The sequence below is a fragment of the Thauera sp. WB-2 genome (assembly GCF_027594845.1).
GTDB lineage: Bacteria > Pseudomonadota > Gammaproteobacteria > Burkholderiales > Rhodocyclaceae > Thauera > Thauera mechernichensis.
This window is the reverse complement of record NZ_CP088935.1, coordinates 1399942-1416163: the sequence shown is the minus strand read 5'-3', so window position 1 is coordinate 1416163 and position 16222 is coordinate 1399942. Positions and strand designations below refer to the sequence as shown.

General features: G+C 67.7%; 14 protein-coding genes. 4 read left to right on the top strand and 10 right to left on the bottom strand.

Annotated features, from left to right (window positions below):
* Nucleotides 1-2: 2 nt before the first annotated feature.
* Nucleotides 3-1262, bottom strand: a complete 1260-nt coding sequence (locus LQF09_RS06450) for an extracellular solute-binding protein (RefSeq protein WP_270069481.1) — start codon at nt 1260-1262, stop codon at nt 3-5.
* A gap of 188 nt (nt 1263-1450) precedes the next feature.
* Here LQF09_RS06450 and LQF09_RS06445 point away from each other — a divergent pair, with 188 nt between their 5' ends.
* Nucleotides 1451-1867, top strand: a complete 417-nt coding sequence (locus LQF09_RS06445) for a hypothetical protein (RefSeq protein WP_002927549.1) — start codon at nt 1451-1453, stop codon at nt 1865-1867.
* 38 nt (nt 1868-1905) lie between these two features.
* On the opposite strand, the gene LQF09_RS06440 is transcribed toward LQF09_RS06445, so the two are convergent.
* Complete coding sequence (locus LQF09_RS06440; protein WP_002927550.1) at nt 1906-2943, bottom strand: aldo/keto reductase; 1038 nt, start codon at nt 2941-2943, stop codon at nt 1906-1908.
* 178 nt (nt 2944-3121) lie between these two features.
* On the opposite strand from LQF09_RS06440, the gene rlmM reads away from it, so the two are divergent.
* From rlmM to LQF09_RS06425, 3 genes are all read left to right on the top strand, one after another.
* A complete protein-coding gene (gene rlmM, locus LQF09_RS06435) occupies nt 3122-4216 on the top strand; it encodes a 23S rRNA (cytidine(2498)-2'-O)-methyltransferase RlmM (RefSeq protein WP_002945598.1) in 1095 nt (364 codons plus the stop codon).
* 217 nt (nt 4217-4433) lie between these two features.
* Entirely contained in the window at nt 4434-5927 is a 1494-nt protein-coding gene (locus LQF09_RS06430) for a DEAD/DEAH box helicase (RefSeq protein WP_270069480.1), read from the top strand.
* A 100-nt stretch (nt 5928-6027) separates the two neighbouring features.
* On the top strand, nt 6028-7836 hold the full coding sequence (locus LQF09_RS06425; protein ID WP_270069479.1) for a putative bifunctional diguanylate cyclase/phosphodiesterase: 1809 nt from the start codon (nt 6028-6030) through the stop codon (nt 7834-7836).
* On the opposite strand, the gene LQF09_RS06420 is transcribed toward LQF09_RS06425, so the two are convergent.
* The 8 genes from LQF09_RS06420 to LQF09_RS06385 form a co-directional block, all read right to left on the bottom strand.
* Complete coding sequence (locus LQF09_RS06420; protein WP_270069478.1) at nt 7830-8192, bottom strand: hypothetical protein; 363 nt, start codon at nt 8190-8192, stop codon at nt 7830-7832. The genes LQF09_RS06425 and LQF09_RS06420 overlap by 7 nt on opposite strands.
* 93 nt (nt 8193-8285) lie before the next feature.
* Nucleotides 8286-9665: an NAD(P)(+) transhydrogenase (Re/Si-specific) subunit beta gene (locus LQF09_RS06415; protein WP_270069477.1), complete on the bottom strand. Its 1380-nt coding sequence runs from the start codon at nt 9663-9665 to the stop codon at nt 8286-8288.
* Nucleotides 9662-9964 carry an NAD(P) transhydrogenase subunit alpha gene (locus tag LQF09_RS06410; RefSeq protein WP_002927570.1) on the bottom strand — a complete coding sequence of 101 codons (303 nt, stop codon included), beginning with the start codon at nt 9962-9964 and terminating at the stop codon, nt 9662-9664. Before LQF09_RS06410 ends, LQF09_RS06415 begins: the two co-directional genes overlap by 4 nt.
* A gap of 12 nt (nt 9965-9976) precedes the next feature.
* A complete protein-coding gene (locus LQF09_RS06405) occupies nt 9977-11101 on the bottom strand; it encodes an NAD(P) transhydrogenase subunit alpha (RefSeq protein WP_270069476.1) in 1125 nt (374 codons plus the stop codon).
* Nucleotides 11102-11311: 210 nt separating this feature from the next.
* Nucleotides 11312-12088: a PP2C family protein-serine/threonine phosphatase gene (locus tag LQF09_RS06400; protein WP_002927575.1), complete on the bottom strand. Its 777-nt coding sequence runs from the start codon at nt 12086-12088 to the stop codon at nt 11312-11314.
* A gap of 122 nt (nt 12089-12210) precedes the next feature.
* A complete protein-coding gene (gene glcF / locus LQF09_RS06395) occupies nt 12211-13467 on the bottom strand; it encodes a glycolate oxidase subunit GlcF (RefSeq protein ID WP_002927578.1) in 1257 nt (418 codons plus the stop codon).
* Nucleotides 13468-13470: 3 nt separating this feature from the next.
* Entirely contained in the window at nt 13471-14541 is a 1071-nt protein-coding gene (gene glcE, locus LQF09_RS06390) for a glycolate oxidase subunit GlcE (RefSeq protein ID WP_002927581.1), read from the bottom strand.
* A gap of 65 nt (nt 14542-14606) precedes the next feature.
* Entirely contained in the window at nt 14607-16118 is a 1512-nt protein-coding gene (locus LQF09_RS06385; protein WP_270069859.1) for an FAD-linked oxidase C-terminal domain-containing protein, read from the bottom strand.
* Nucleotides 16119-16222: the final 104 nt, after the last annotated feature.

Below are 16222 nucleotides of genomic sequence, written 5' to 3'. Positions count from 1 at the left end.
CGCTACTGGCCGCCCTGCGCCCGCATGACGGCGTTATCGAGCGCCTCCTTGGCGGCCTTCTCATCCGCCCATACACCGGCCAGTTCCTCGTCGAGGATACGACGCACCTTACTGCGCTCGACCGCAGGCTGAGCGGAAGACTGCGGCGTTGCCGGCTTGTTGGTGAGCTGCTCGACCGCAACGCGGACGTTGTCGAGGTCATCACCGAGCAGTTCGCTCGTCGACGCCAGCAAGCCGGCACGATTGAGCGGCAGATAGCCCGTCTCGCGCTGCCACGCGACCTGGTTCTCAGGCTGCAGCCAGAAGGCTACGAACCGTGCGACCGCCTTGTATTCGGTCGGCTTCTTGCCCGCCGAGACCCACAGTGCAGGGCCGTCGGCAACGGTGTTCTGCGGCGCACCGGGGAAGTCGTCGTAATACGGCAGACGGACGACACCGACATCGACCTGACCACTGCGCCGGAAGTCCACCCAGCTTGCCGAGGGGGCTGCAATCACCGCGCAGTCGCCACTGGCAAAGCGGCGCTCGGACTCTGCCTGCTGATCGAACACATGCAGATAGCGGGCACGCGTCCAGCTCGCCATCATCGCCACATGCTTGACCTGGAACATGCCGTTGAAACTGGGCACGACGCGCTTGTCACGCATTGCGGCCACGGGCTCGTTGTGCCACGCACTGAGATTCTCCACCATCACCCGGCCCGGCTCCGACACGGTGTAGGGGCAGGTATGGCCGGCATCGGCCAGGCGCCCCAGTGTCTCCTGAAGGTCGAACCAGGTGGAGATGGCCGTCGTCTCGGGGTTCATGCCGGCGCGCCGCAAGGCATCGCGGTTGAGGAAGAGCACCGGCGTGGACAGTCCGATCGGCAAGGCCAGCAGACGCCCCTGGGCATCGACAGGCGTACGCGTCATCATCGCCGGCGGGCGCACGGCCTGCAGCGCCACGCCGCTCTCGCGCATGAGCGCATGCAAGGGCTTGAAGCGCGGCTTGCCGGAGACGAACTCCTCCTCGTCATCGCCTTCGAGAATCATCATGTGCGGATTGCCGGCACGCCAATCGACGTCGCTGAGCACGACCCGCACGTCCTTGGACTGGGCATTGAAGCGCTCGACCAGGTCGGCCAGCGCGCCGACCCGGCTCTCGGGCAGGCGATGATGAAGCTCCACTTGCAGAGGGGCCGCGGCCTGCGCCGGAAGCGCGCACGCGAAGGTGACGAAAAGGCTGGCGGCCAGAGGGCCGAATGAACCACGAAAACGCTTCATATACATATACTTGACACACAGGACGAGAAGCCCGGACCGACGGCCCGCAAGCACGCGGATTATAGTGTTGCCAGCGCGTCAAGCGGGCACCCCCGGATGTAACATGCGGGGCCGGCATCAAGTTTCCGACGCGCCTGCCGATAAGCACTCAACGCCCTACCCTGCAGCCCACTCCGATCGCCCCGACCATGCACCGTCGCACCCTGCCCAAGCTCCTGCCCACCCTTGCGCTGCTCGCGTTGCTGCCGCTTGCGACGGGATGCGATCAGATCGCCGAACTGCTCGAACTGCCCAACCCCGAGCGCGATGCGGCACGGATGGAAGCGGAAGGACGCGCCATTGGCAGTGGCTGCCGACATTCCGGCCGCTCACTGGAGGACTGCTACACACTCAACCCGTCGGCCGACAAGGCCGCGGTGTTTGCCGGCTGGCGCGACATGAACGACTACATGCTGGAACGCAAGCTCGAGGTCGTGCCGGCCCAACTCACCCAGCTCCCGACCCTGCCAGGCACGCCCGCGGCAACCGATCCGTCCGCAGCCACGGCATCCCCGGCGGCAGGCAGCCCCGCTCAGCCCCCCGCACAGGCACCGGCCACGCGCTGAGGCCGCTGGACGCAGGCACGCGTCACGCGGCTCGGCACTCAGGGCGCAGGACTGCCATGCACCGCATGCAGTGTCTCGACCTTGGCCAGCACCTCCGGCGGCAGGGCGAGATCCCAGGCGGCGACGTTCTCCTGCAGCTGTGACAGGGTAGTGGCGCCGATGATGGTGCTGGTGACGCACCAGCGCGTGTAGACGAAGGCGAGAGCAAGCTGGGTCAGGCTCAAGCCGTATTCGCCCGCCAGGCGGGCATAGGCCTGCACGGCGCCGCCCACGCCGGGCTTTGCATAACGTGCGCCGAAGCTCTCGAACAGGGTCAAGCGTCCGCGTGCCGCCGGATCCTGGAGGTACTTGCCGGACAAGTGACCGAACGCCAGCGGCGAGTATGCGAGCAAGCCCACCCGTTCCCGGAAGCCAATCTCGCTGAGCCCGAACTCATACGTGCGATTGAGCAGACTGTAGGCGTTCTGCAAGCTCACCACGCGCGGCAGATCGAACTCACGCGCATGGCGCAGGAACTCCATTACCCCCCACGGCGACTCGTTCGACAGGCCAACCTGGCGCACCTTGCCCTCCGCGACCAGCTCGGCGAGCACCTCGAGCTGGCTGCGGATGGGCGTGCTCTCACGCTCGCGCGCCGGATCGAACAAGCCCTGCCCGAACAGAGGCTGATTGCGCGCTGGCCAATGCAGCTGATAGAGGTCGATATAGTCCGTGCGCAGGCGACGCAGACTCCCCTCCACCGCTGCGCGGATGTTCGCGCGATCAAGTGCGAGCGGGCCGCCGCGGATCCAGTCCACGCTGCGCGCCGGCCCAGCCACCTTGGTCGCGATCACCAGCTTTTCGCGCGCCTGGCGTGCCAGCCAGCTGCCGACGATCGATTCGCTCGCACCGCTGGTTTCGGCGCGCGCCGGCACCGGATACATCTCGGCCACATCGATGAAGTTGATCCCGTGCGCCACGGCATAGTCGAGCTGCTCATGCGCCTCGGCCTCGCTGTTCTGCTCGCCGAAGGTCATCGTACCCAGGCAGATCGCCGACACCCGCGTTCCATTGTCGCCCAAGGGCCGGTAAACCATCTCGCGCATCTTCATGTTCTCCTGTCGTTTCCAAACCCGTTGCTACACGACCAAAGGCGGCGGGCTCGCCACCGAGGCCGCGGCGGCTTATCATCGGGATCTCGGCCCATGCTGCGCCCCGCCCCGGCATGCAAGCTTCGGGCCCCATCATACTTCAGCGCCTGCGCGCCCTCGCCCAATGAACCAGCACACCCCCGCCGCCGGCCTGCTCTGCGCCGGCCTCATCGGCTATTGCCGCGCCGGCTTCGAAAAGGAGCTGGCAGCCGAGCTCGACGACCTCGCCGCCGAGGCCGGACTCATCGGCTACGTGCGCGCCGAGCCCAATTCCGGTTTCGTCGTATACGAAACCTTCGAGCCAACGCCGCTCGGCAACTTCGGTAACGCTACCGACTGGCAACGCGCCACCTTCGCCCGTCAGCTGCTGCCCTGGTTTGCACGCGTCGAAGGCCTGCCCGAGCGCGACCGCGCCACCCCGATCGTCGATGCGGTCAAGGCCTCGGGCCAGCGTTTCTCCGGCGTCATGCTGGAAACCCCGGACACCGACGAGGCCAAGCAGCGCTCCGGCTTCTGCAAGCGCTTTACCGAACCGCTCGCCAAGGCCCTCGAGAAAGCCGGCTGCCTGCGCACCAGCCGCGCCGGCCTGCCGGTGCTCCATGTGCTGTTTTCGGACGCCACCACCGCCTGGCTCGGTGCCGGCCAGCCCGGCCAGTGCTCGACCTGGCCGATGGGCATCCCGCGCCTGCGCATGCCCTCGAGCGCCCCCAGCCGCTCGACCATGAAGCTGGCCGAAGCATTCATGGTGCTGCTCGACGACCACGAGCGCGACAACATGCTGCGCGCCGGCCAGCGCGCGGTAGACCTGGGCGCCGCCCCTGGGGGCTGGACCTGGCAGCTCGTACAGCGCGGGCTGCGCGTCACCGCCATCGACAACGGGCCGCTGCGCGACACCGTGATGGCAACCGAGATGGTCGAGCACCTGCGCGCCGACGGCTTTACCTGGCGCCCGCACCGACCTGTGGACTGGCTGGTGTGCGACATGGTCGAGCAGCCCAGCCGCATCGCCTCACTGATGGCGGAGTGGGTCGCCACCGGCCGCTGCCGCTACGCCGTCTTCAACCTCAAGCTGCCGATGAAGCGCCGCGTCGAGGCCGTCGAACAGTGCCGCGAGCTCATCCGCAAGCGGCTCAACAGCGTCGGCCCGTTCGATCTGCGCATCAAGCACCTCTACCACGACCGCGAGGAAGTCACCGCCTTCCTGATGCTGAAGAAATAGGCGGCGGCAGGCCCGGGATGAAGCAAGGCTCAGGGCTTGCGCCGCGCCTGCTGCGGGGGATGCGCGCAGCGGGTCGTCGCTGGCGATCATTCAATAACCCTCGGCGCGAAGCCCCTGTGCGGTAAACGATTTTTCGCGCCGTGTATAATCCGGCCTTTACCAATCCGGCAGTCGCGCGCACCTTTGCAGCGGGGCTGCACTCTCCGCAAAGGCGCCCATGAGTTTCGCCGATCTCGGCCTCATTCCCGAACTGCTGCAAGCCGTCACCGACGCCGGCTACAACGAACCCACGCCCATCCAGCGCCAGGCCATCCCGATCGTGATCGCTGGCCACGACGTCATGGGCGGCGCCCAGACGGGAACCGGCAAGACGGCCGGCTTCACCCTGCCGCTGCTGCACCGCATCGCCCGCCACGCCAACACCAGCACATCGCCTGCCCGCCACCAGACGCGCGCGCTCATCCTCGCCCCGACCCGCGAGCTGGCGATGCAGGTCTACGAATCGGTCAAGACCTACAGCAAGCATCTGCCGCTGCGCTCGGTGTGCGTCTATGGCGGCGTCGACATCCGCCCTCAGCAGGCCGAGCTGCGCCGTGGCATCGAGGTCGTCATCGCCACCCCGGGGCGACTCCTCGACCATATCGAACAGAAGTCGATCAACCTCTCGCAGGTCGAGGTGCTGGTGCTCGACGAAGCCGACCGCATGCTGGACATGGGCTTCATCCCCGACATCAAGCGCATCCTCTCCCTGCTGCCCGCGCAACGGCAGAGCCTGCTGTTCTCGGCCACCTTCTCGGACGAGATCAAGAAGCTCGCCGACCAGATGCTGAAGAACCCGCAGCTGATCGAGGTCGCGCGCCGCAACATGGTTTCCGAGACCATCACCCACGTGGTGCACCCGGTGTCCTCGGGCATGAAGCGCAACCTGCTCGCCCACCTTCTGCGCCACAAGCCCGACACCCAGGCGTTGGTCTTCGTCGACACCAAGCTGGTGTGCGGCCGCCTGGCCCACTATCTCGAGCGCGCCGGCATCTCGGCCGACGCCATCCACGGCGACAAGGGCCAGCAGCAGCGTACCGAGACCCTGGAAGCCTTCAAGTCGGGCAAGCTGCGCGTGCTGGTCGCCACCGACGTCGCCGCACGTGGCATCGACATCGACGAGTTGCCCTTCGTCATCAACTTCGAGCTCCCGCATACCGCCGAGGACTACGTGCACCGCATCGGCCGCACCGGCCGCGCTGGCCACCACGGCTATGCAATCTCTCTGGTGAGCTCGGAAGAGAAGCACTGGCTGGCCGAGATCGAGAAGCTGATCAAGTTCCAGATCCCGCAGGAGATCGTACCCGGCTTCGATCCCGACCCGGACTTCCATGAGGCGGGCTCACGCGGCCAACGCGGCCGACGCAGCGCGGCGGGCATGCGCCCCGACGACGAAGCTGCGCGCACACCTGCCAGCTCGCGCACGCCGGACAAGCGCCGGGATGGCGACCGCGAACGCGGGCGCGACGACACGCGCCAACAGGCTCGACGCGGACGCTCGACGGTCGACGCCGACGGCTTCGACTTCAGCAAGCCTTACGAACCCGCCAGCGGCGTCAACACCGCCGTCAGCGACGCGGCGCCCGCACTCACGCCGTCGCCCCAAACCGACCCGCTGCGTCGGCCGAAACGGCCGATCGCGGTGCTCCTGGGCGGCTTGGGCAAAAAATAGCCCCCACAGCGCGGCCTTTTCCGGTCACGGCTCGGACACAGCATCAAGTATCCTGCAGGTCGTGCCGTAAAGGCAGGAAACCTCAACGCTGAAGCCGCCCGTGAATCCATCTGGACGCCCCCCGGGCACGCCCCCCAAACCGGGCCTGCCCACTACGACTGAAGCTTTCGTTCCCGACCTCTCGGAGGGCGCCGAGACCGGCGTCTACCTTGCCCTGCTCGAGTTGCTCGACGAAGGCCTCGTCATTACCGGCGATGAGGTCGTGCTCGATGCCAACAGCGCCGCCTGCACCCTGCTGGGGCGAGACTATCGCCAGGTTGCAGGCCGCCCGCTCGCCGAACTTTTTCCCAGTGAAGAGGCCTTCCTGGCCGCACGCGCACGCGTGCTCATCCAGGGCGAAAAGCGCGGCACACTCGCCTTCGCGCTGCCCGGCGGTGGCGAGCGCGTTCTCGAGTTCATCGCGGCCCCCCGGCTGCGACCGGGCATCCACGCCATCATCCTGAGCGCGCCCGCGCAGCCCGGCGCAGCCGTGGAATCCAGGAGCCGCAAGGCGATACAGCCAACACGCAGTGCCTCTGCGGCAAGCGAAGGCAGCGCCGACTTCCGGGCCATGTACCTGGCCTGCCACGACCTGCTCACCGGCCTGCCCAATCGACGCCTGCTCGAAGCGCGCTTCGACGACAGCGCCGCCCGCGTGCGGGCCCAGCACGGCACCATGGCGCTGGTGCGCATCGACATCGATGGCTTCAAGGCCGTCAACCGTGCACACGGCGACCATATCGGCGATGCCGCCCTGCAGCATCTCGCACATCGCCTGAAGGAAGCGGCAGGACAGACGGCGATCGTCGCACGCGAGCGCAGCGACAGCTTCCTGGTACTGCTCCCCGAGATCGACCTGCCGAGCCAGGCAGCGCGCGCTGCCAGCGCACTGGTCGCCAGCGTCGCACAGCCCCTGCTCGTTGGCGTCTGCAGTCTCGCGCTCACCGCCAGCGCCGGGGTCGCGCTCTTCCCGCAGGACGGGCGCGACCTCGACACCCTGCTCCGCCACTCCAGGCTTGCCCTGCAGCAAGCACGCCGACTGGGCGGCAACAACCATCAGCATTACGACGTCCTCGCCGACGACCCAGGATTCGATGACGCCTACCTGGAGAGCGGACTGCGCGACGCGCTCGAGCAGCATCAGTTGCTGCTGCACTTCCAGCCCCTGGTTGATGCACGTACCGGCATCGTCCAGGCAGGCGAAGCCCTGCTGCGCTGGCAGCACCCCGAACTCGGCCTGCTGCCCTTCCGACGCTTCATCGGCGCGATCGGCGACCCGGTCCTGCTCGCTCGCCTGGGCGACTGGGTCCTGCGTACGGCTTGCCGACTGGCCCATGACTGGCCAGCGGTCGCGGGGGGCAGGCCGCCGCGCCTCACGGTGAACGTCGGTCTCGAGCAATTGATCCACGGCGACTTCGCCGAACGCGTTGCGGTGACCTTGCGCGCAACCGGCCTGTCCGCCGATCGGCTCGAACTCGATCTCGACGAAAAGATCCTGGAAGAACAGGGCTCCGAACTGAGCGCAACCCTGGACCGCCTGAGCGAGATCGGTATCCGCCTTGCAGTTGATGACTTCGGGCGCGGCCTGTCTTCGATACCCCGTTTGCGCCGCTACCCGGTGAAGGCCCTGAAACTGGACCCCGCCCTCGTCCGCGGCGTAGGCAAGGACGAAGATAGCGAGGCCGTCGTCGAGGCCGTGGGCAGCCTGGCGACCACGCTCGGGCTCGAGATCTACGCCCGCGGCGTCGAAGACCCTGGGCAGCAAGCCTTCCTCTGCGCCCTCGGCTGCCAACTGCAGCAGGGCCCGCTGTTCGGCCGCCCGCTCCGCGCAGAAGAGTTCGCCGCTTTCCTGGCCAGCGCCGCTCAGTAGTCGAGCAGCGTGGTGCAGGTTTCCTCGCGCCCGGTGAGCTGACTGAAGCGCTGCAAGCGAGCACGCACGAATTCGTCTGGCACGCGGCGATCGGCGCAGTAATCCCGCAGCCGCATGGCGTGCGCCACGTTCTGCATGCGCGCCACCGTGTCGGCCAGCGCCGGGAATGGGTAGCCCGCGGTGCTGCGCCACTCGGGCGGCTCGCGCCCGTCGGCGCCTTGATTCGCTGTTTCTGCCCCCTCCGGAGTCCCATCGACGGCAGCGTCATCGATGCCGGCAGCACCGTCGGCCTGGGCATGTACCTGCCCAGCGGCAAGCATCAGAATCATCGACATCAACAGAGGCAAGAAACGCATCGGGCCGCTCCCGGGAACACATGGTTCCGGTAACGGCCCGATGCCAGTCAGACTTGAGCACCCCGCCGCAAACTGGCGGCGGGGCAGAACGCGTCAGACCTCCAGCGCCTTCACGTGCTGGATCACTTCACCGATGGCTTCCTGCGCGCTGCCGTAGAGCATGCGGCAGTTGTCCTTGTAGAACAGCGCATTCTCGATACCCGAGTAGCCGGCACCCTTGCCGCGCTTGACCACGATGACGTTCTGCGCCATGTCGGCATTCAGGATCGGCATGCCGTAGATCGGGCTCGACTTGTCGGTGCGCGCCACCGGGTTCACCACGTCGTTGGCGCCGATCACCAGCGCCACGTCCGCCTGCGCGAAGTCGGCGTTGATCTCGTCGAGGTCGAAGATCTTGTCGTAGGGCACGCCGGCCTCGGCCAGCAGCACGTTCATGTGGCCCGGCATGCGGCCCGCGACCGGATGGATCGCGAACACCACCTCGACGCCGCCCTCCTCGAGCAGTTGCGCCATCTCCCACACCTTGTGCTGGGCGCCGGCCACCGCCATGCCGTAGCCCGGCACGATGATGACCTTCTGGCCGTAGCGCATCAGTGCTGCCGCGTCCATCGACGACAGTTCGCGCATTGTGCCCTCGACCGCCTCGCCGCCTTCGGCCGCCGCACCGGTGAGCGGGGTGAAGATGATGTTCTTGATCGGGCGGTTCATCGCCTTGGCCATGAGCTGGGTGAGCAGCATGCCCGAGGCGCCGACCACGATACCGGCCACGATCAGCGCCGGGTTGCCGATCACGAAGCCCTTGAAGCCCACCGCCAGGCCGGTGAAGGCGTTCAGCAGCGAAATCACCACCGGCATGTCGGCGCCGCCGATCGGCATCACCAGCACCACGCCGAGCGCCAGCGCGAGCACGAAGAACAGGAAGATCTCGAAACCGCCGGGCGAATCGGAGTAGGCCACGGTCAGGCCCACGCCGAAGGTCAGCAAGGTCAGGAAGAAGTTCACGTTGTTCTGCTGCGGCAGGCGGATCGCCTTGTTCATCAGGCCCTGCAGCTTGGCAAAGGCCACGCACGAGCCGGAGAAGGCGACCGCACCGATGATCGCGCCCAGGGCGAGCAGCGTCGAGGTGATGGCGTCATGCTGCACGCCACGCACCAGCTCGATCGCGGCGATGCCCGCCGCCGCGCCGCCGCCCATGCCGTTGTAGATGGCGACCATCTGCGGCATGTCGGTCATCTTGACGATCTTGCCGCTGTACCAGGCGGCACCGCCGCCAAGCACGATCGCCAGCACCATCAGGCCGACGTTGTGGAGGCCGGGCATGAAGAAGGTCACCACGGTCGCGCCGACCATGGCGAAGCCCGCCCACACGATGCCCTTGCGCGCCGTCACCGGCGAGGCCATGGCCTTGAGGCCGAGGATGAAGACCACGGCGACGATGAAGTACGCCATGCTCACGAACCAGTTCGACGTCATTGCTCACCCCCCTTGCGGCCGCCGGCCTTGAACATGCCCAGCATGCGTTCGGTGACGATGTAGCCACCGGCGGCATTGGCCGCACCGAGGAACACGGCGAAGAAGCCGATCACTAGTTGCACCGGGTCTTCCGGGTCGGCGTGACCGAGCGCGACCATGGCGCCGATCAGCACGACACCGTGCACGAAGTTGGACCCCGACATCAGCGGGGTATGCAGGATCACCGGCACGCGCGAAATCACCTCGTATCCGGTGAACGCGGCCAGCGCGAAGATGTACAGCGCGGTAAAGCCATCCATGGCGTGTCCTCCTTACAGGCCGAGCGCGGCCTTGACGCCGGCGTGGCGAAGCTCGCCCGCATGCGTCAGGCAGCTGCCTGAGAGCACCTCGTCCTGCCAGTCGAGCGCGAGTGCGCCGTCCTTGACGAAGGGCGAAATGAAATTGAACAGATTCTTGGCGATCATCTCGGACGCATGCACCGGCATGCGGCTGGCGATGTTGGTCGGACCGATCACGAGCACGTCGTTGATCCACACCTTCTCGCCGGCGACCGTGCCCTCAACGTTGCCGCCGGTCTCGGCCGCCATGTCGACGACCACGGCGCCCGGCTTCATGCGCGCGATCATGTCGGCGGTGATGATCTTGGGTGCTTTCTTGCCCGGGATCGCCGCGGTGGTGATGAGTGCGTCGCACTGCGCCACGGCCTTGGCCAGGCGTTCGGCCTGCTTGGCCTTTTCCTCGTCGGTGAGCTCGCGGGCATAACCGCCCGTACCCGCAGCCGACACGCCGGTGTCGACGAACTTGGCGCCGAGCGACTCGATCTGTTCGCGCGTCTCGGGACGCACGTCATAGGCCTCGACCATGGCGCCGATGCGGCGCGCAGTGGCGATCGCCTGCAGACCGGCCACGCCAGCGCCGATCACCAGTACCTTGGCCGGGCGGATGGAGCCGGCGGCGTAGGTCAGCATGGGGAAGAACTTGGGCGAGTGGTCAGCGGCGATCAGCGCACACTCGTAGCCGGCGACCGCCCCCTGGCTCGACAGGATGTCCATGCTCTGCGCGCGCGAGATGCGCGGCAGCAGCTCGAGCGCGAACGCGCTGATCTGGCCGTCGATGAGCTGTTGCACACGCTCGGCGCTCGCCCACGGCTGCAGCATGCCGCACAGCACGCTGCCCGGCTTCATGGCGCCGATGATGGCGGCCGGCGGGGCCTGCACGCACAGCACCACGTCGGCCGCGGCAGCAACCGCTTCTGCGCTATCGACGAAGCTCACATCGGCAAAATCGGTATCGCGGAAGTGCGCGGCCTTGCCCGCCTCCTTCTGCATCACCACCTGGGCGCCAAGGCCCTGATACTTCTTGACCACATCCGGCACGACGGACAGGCGTCGCTCGCCGGGATGGGTCTCCGCTAGCACTCCGATGACCAGAGGCATGGGCGTAGTCCTCCCTGTAGAACAGTATGAAATTGCAATCGAAAGACGCGTCGGCCGCCCTATTGTTGATCTCTCCCTGCCCCGCGCTCAAGGCGCATGGGGCCGACACGAAAGCCATATTAACGGCATTCGCGGCCTATGCAATCATCCAAATGCACCAGAAGGGGGAGCGGGCCCCGCGCTCGCAGCGCGGCATGGCCCTGCAATGGGTCAGCGCAGCGGCGGCAGCGCGCTCTTGGGCGCGGCAGGAACGAGCTTGATGATGGCAAGCGAGATGTTGTCGCCGCTGCCGCAGGCGCGCTGGCGCGCAAGCGCGATCAGGCGCTCCGCCGCCGCCCGCGGCGCCAGCTCCTGCAGTGTCGAAGCGAGCTCGGTATCGCTGAAGTAGGCCCACAGACCATCGGAGCACAACAGGAAACAGTCGCCGGCAACGGGTGCCTCTTCGCTGCCGTACTCAATGCGCGGTTCGCGCTCGCTGCCAAGGCAGGCGAGCAGCACGTTGCGCTGAGGATGGTTGAGGGCGCCGGCTTCGTCCAGGCGCCCCTTGCGCTGCAGCTCGCCCACCAGCGAGTGGTCTGCGCTGCGCGACACCGTGCGTACGCCGCGGAAATGGTAGATGCGCGAGTCACCGCAGTGCGCCCAGTACGCCTTGCCTTGCTGGAGCATGAAGACAACGGCTGTGCTGTGCGGATCCTGCTCGCTGGTGAAGCGGGTGAGCTTGATGACCGTGTGCGCCTCGTCGATCACGCTGCCGAGCAGGTGCTGGGGGGTTTCGTGCAGGGGTGCGTAGGCCTCGAAGTTCTGCCGTGCGCGCAACAGCACCTGCTCGGCGGCCATGGCACCACCGCTGTGCCCCCCCATGCCGTCGGCGAGCACGGCCATCATCATGCCGGGCCTGGTCGGATGCCCGAAAAGGCCCACGCGGTCCTGTTGTTCCTTGCGGTCGCCCGTGTGCATGGCGACGCAGGTCTCGGCGGTGAATGACATCGAAGAAGAAGCAGCCCAAGGCTTGGTGACGAAGCATCATAGCAAGGGCGCCGGCAGGGCGGCAGAGGCGGCACGCGGTGAACCAGACCGGGCGACCTGCGGCGGCGTGATTTATTTCACGCTCAGCCGCCAACGCCTGGCTCACGCCCGGCCAGGCAATCGTCGACAAGCTCGACCCAGTGCCGCACCGGCGTCCCGGTCCCGCCCTGAAGGTGGGATATGCAGCCGATGTTGGCCGAAGCGATCAGCCCCGCACCGCCTGCCTGCAGGGCATCGAGCTTGTCGTCGCGCAAACGCGTCGACAGCTCGGGCTGAAGCAGGGAATAGGTGCCCGCCGAACCGCAGCACAGGTGAGCGTCACGCACGGGAGTCAGCTCGAAACCGGCCGACGCCAGCAAGCGCTCCACGGTGCCACGGATGCGCTGCCCATGCTGCAGCGTGCAGGGCGCATGCCAGGCCAAGCGACGCCGCGGCAGCGCGCGCGCGCCGAGCGCAGCAACAAGCGCATCGGCCTCGGCGGCCACGACCTCGGCGATGTCGCGCGTCAGCTCGCTCACCCGCGCGGCCTTGTCGGCATATGCGGGATCGTGCTGCAGCAGATGCCCATAGTCGCGCACCTGGACCCCGCAGCCGGAAGCGGTCATCACGATGGCTTCGATCGCGCCGGACTCGATGGCAGGCCACCAGGCGTCGATGTTGCGTCGCGCATCGTCGCGCGCGCCCTCCTGGTCATGGAGGTGGAAGCGCACCGCGCCGCAGCAGCCGGCGCCTGGCGCCTCGGACATCGATACCCCCACGGCGTCGAGCACGCGCGCCGCCGCCGCGTTGATGGAAGGCGCCATCGAGGGCTGCGCACACCCCGCCAGCGCGAGCACCCGCCGAGCGTGGCGGGCCGCCGGCCATGCCCCCGCCGGGCGCGGCACCATGACCTTGGCCTTGAGCGTGGCCGGCAGCAGTCCGCGCATCGCCTGGCCAAGCTTCATCGCCGCGCCGAACAGACGCGGACGCGGCACGAACTCGCGCAGCACCCAGCGCGTCATCGCCGCGCCGCCGCGCTGCGGCACGCGCTCGTTGACCATGTGGCGGCCGATGTCGAGCAAGCGGCTGTAATGCACGCCCGACGGACAGGTGGACTCACAGGATCGGCAGGTGAGGCAGCGGTCGAGGTGCAGGCGGGTCTTCTCCGTGACCTCAGCCCCTTCGAGCATCTGCTTGATCAGGTAGATGCGCCCGCGCGGTCCGTCGAGCTCGTCGCCGAGCAATTGATAGGTCGGACAGGTCGCGGTGCAGAAACCGCAATGCACACACTTGCGCAGGATCTCCTCGGCCTCGGCACCCTCGGGGGTGCCGCGCACGAAATCGGCGAGTTGGGTCTGCATGCTTCAGAACTCCGCGTAAAGACGGCCGGGGTTGAGGATGCCGGCAGGATCGAAGGCCTTCTTGAGGCGATGGTGCAAGGTCGCGACGGACGCGGCGAGCGGATGAAACACCGCGCCGCGGCGATCGCCACCGCGGAAACAGGTGGCATGGCCACCCACGGCCGCAGCACGGGCGCGCACGACTGCGGCATCGGCCGGCCCTGCCAGCCAGCGCAGACCGCCACCCCACTCCATCACCTGACGCCCGGGCAGGCCGAGCGCGGGCGCCGTGGTCGGCACGGCCAGGCGCCACAAGGACTCGCCCGGCGCCAACGCGAACGCTTCGTGGGCGTGCTCGCGCACCGACTGCCACAGCACGGCGGCCGTTGCATCGTCGATGCGCTCGCCACCCAGGCGCGCACAGGCAGCGCGCACGGCGGCATCCGCCCCCGACAGGCGCAGGTGCAGCACACCGGCCTGCCAGAGCGTGGCCGACACCGGCAGGGGCTGTCCGCCCCACGCATTCATGCGCTCGATCGCCCCAGCCTCGTCCATCTCGAAACGCAGCGTCGCCTCGGCTACCGGCCGCGGCAGCACCTTCAGCGAGACTTCGAGCACGATGCCGAGGGTGCCGAGGCTGCCGGCAACGAGCCGCGACACGTCATAGCCGGCGACGTTCTTCATGACCTGGCCGCCAAAGGAAAGCAGTTCGCCACGACCATCGAGCATCTTCACGCCGAGGACGAAATCGCGCACTGCGCCCTGGCTCATGCGCCGCGGCCCCGCCAGCCCCGCCGCCACACAGCCGGCGACCGTCGCGGCTGGACCGAAGTGGGGCGGCTCGAAGGCGAGGAACTGGTTCTGCGCCGCGAGCAGCGCCTCGAGCTCGGCCAGCGGCGTACCGCCGCGCACGGTCACCACCAGTTCGGTCGGCTCGTAGGCCACCACGCCGGTGTTGGCGCGCAGCTCGAATACGTCGCCGCCTGCCTCGCGTCCGTAGAAATCCTTGCTGCCGCCGCCACGCAGGCACAGCGGCGTGCCCGCCGCAGCCGCCGCCCGCACGCGCTCGCGCCACAGCGCTTCGATTGCCGTCATTGCCATCTTGTCCTGCCGCCCCCTCGTTGATTGTCGCCCTGCGTCCACCACACCCCTGCTCCGGCTCAGAACCGCGGCAGATCCGGGTAGGGCACGTGATCACGGCTCACCCGCATGCGGCCGTACTCGGCACAGCGGTTGAGGGTCGGGATCGCCTTGCCGGGGTTGAGCAGGCCGGGTGGGTCGAACGCGGCCTTGACGCGAAAGAACTGGCGCACCTCGGCGGTGGTGAACTGCGAGCACATCTGGTTGATCTTCTCCAGCCCGACGCCATGCTCGCCGGTGATGGTGCCGCCCAGCGCCACCGACAGCTCGAGGATCTCGGCGCCGAAGGCTTCCGCGCGCTCGAATTCGTCCGCCTGGTTGGCATCGAACAGAATCAGCGGGTGGAGGTTGCCGTCGCCGGCATGGAACACGTTCATGCAGCGCAGGCCATAGCGCCCCTCCATCGCCTGGATCGCGGTCAGCATCTCGCCCAGGCGCTTTCTCGGAATGGTGCCGTCCATGCAGTAGTAGTCGGGCGAGAGTCGCCCCGCCGCCGGAAAAGCCGCCTTGCGCCCGGCCCAGAAGCGCAGGCGCTCGGCCTCGTCACGCGACACGCGGATCTCGGTGGCACCACTGCCCTCGAGCACCGCGCGCACGCGCTCGATCTCTTCTGCGACTTCCTCAGGCGTGCCGTCGGCCTCGCACAGCAGGATCGCCTTGGCTTCGAGCGGATAACCCGCACGCACGAATTCCTCGACCGCGGCGGTCGCGGGCTGGTCCATCATCTCGAGGCCTGCCGGGATGATGCCGGCAGCGATGATGCGCGCGACCGCCTCGCCCGCGCGCACGACATCGTCGAAGGCCGCGAGCACGCACTGGGCAAGCTGAGGCTTGGGCACCAGCTTGACGGTGACCTCGGTCACCACCACCAGCATGCCCTCGGAGCCCGTCGCCAGGGCGAGCAGGTCGTAACCCGCAGAATCCGGCGCATGGCTGCCGATCTCGACGATCTCGCCCTCGATGGTCACGCCGCGCACACGCAGCAGGTTATGCACCGTGAGGCCATACTTGAGGCAGTGCACTCCGCCCGCATTCTCGGCGACATTGCCGCCGATGGTGCACGCGATCTGCGACGACGGGTCGGGCGCGTAATACAGCCCGTACGGCGCAGCCGCCTCGGAGATGGCAAGGTTGCGCACCCCCGGCTGAACGACGGCAGTGCGTGCCAGCGGGTCGAGAGCGAGGATACGGTTGAAGCGCGCCAGCGACAGCAGCACGCCCCGGGTATGCGGCAGCGCACCGCCCGACAGTCCGGTGCCTGCGCCACGCGCTACCACCGGCACGTCCAGTTCATGGCAGATGCGCAGCACCTCGACCACCTGCGCTTCGGTCGTCGGCAGCGCGACCACCAGCGGCAGCGCGCGATACGCGGCCAGGCCGTCGCATTCGTAAGGACGCAAGTCCTCGGTCTCGTACATCAGCGTGTTCGGAGGCAATACGCGGCTCAGCGCTTCCACGACGCGTGCCTTGTCGACGCTTGAGAAATCGCGTTCGGCTTCTCCGAACGGCAGCACATCGGCTTCTGGGTTCATCATCGAGAGTCCTCGCGACAAGCGTCCGCCAGGGCCCGCCCCTGCCGCCGCAGGCTCGAAGTATAGGCGGCGCTCGGCGCAACCGGCTTGAAGCAATTTCGCCA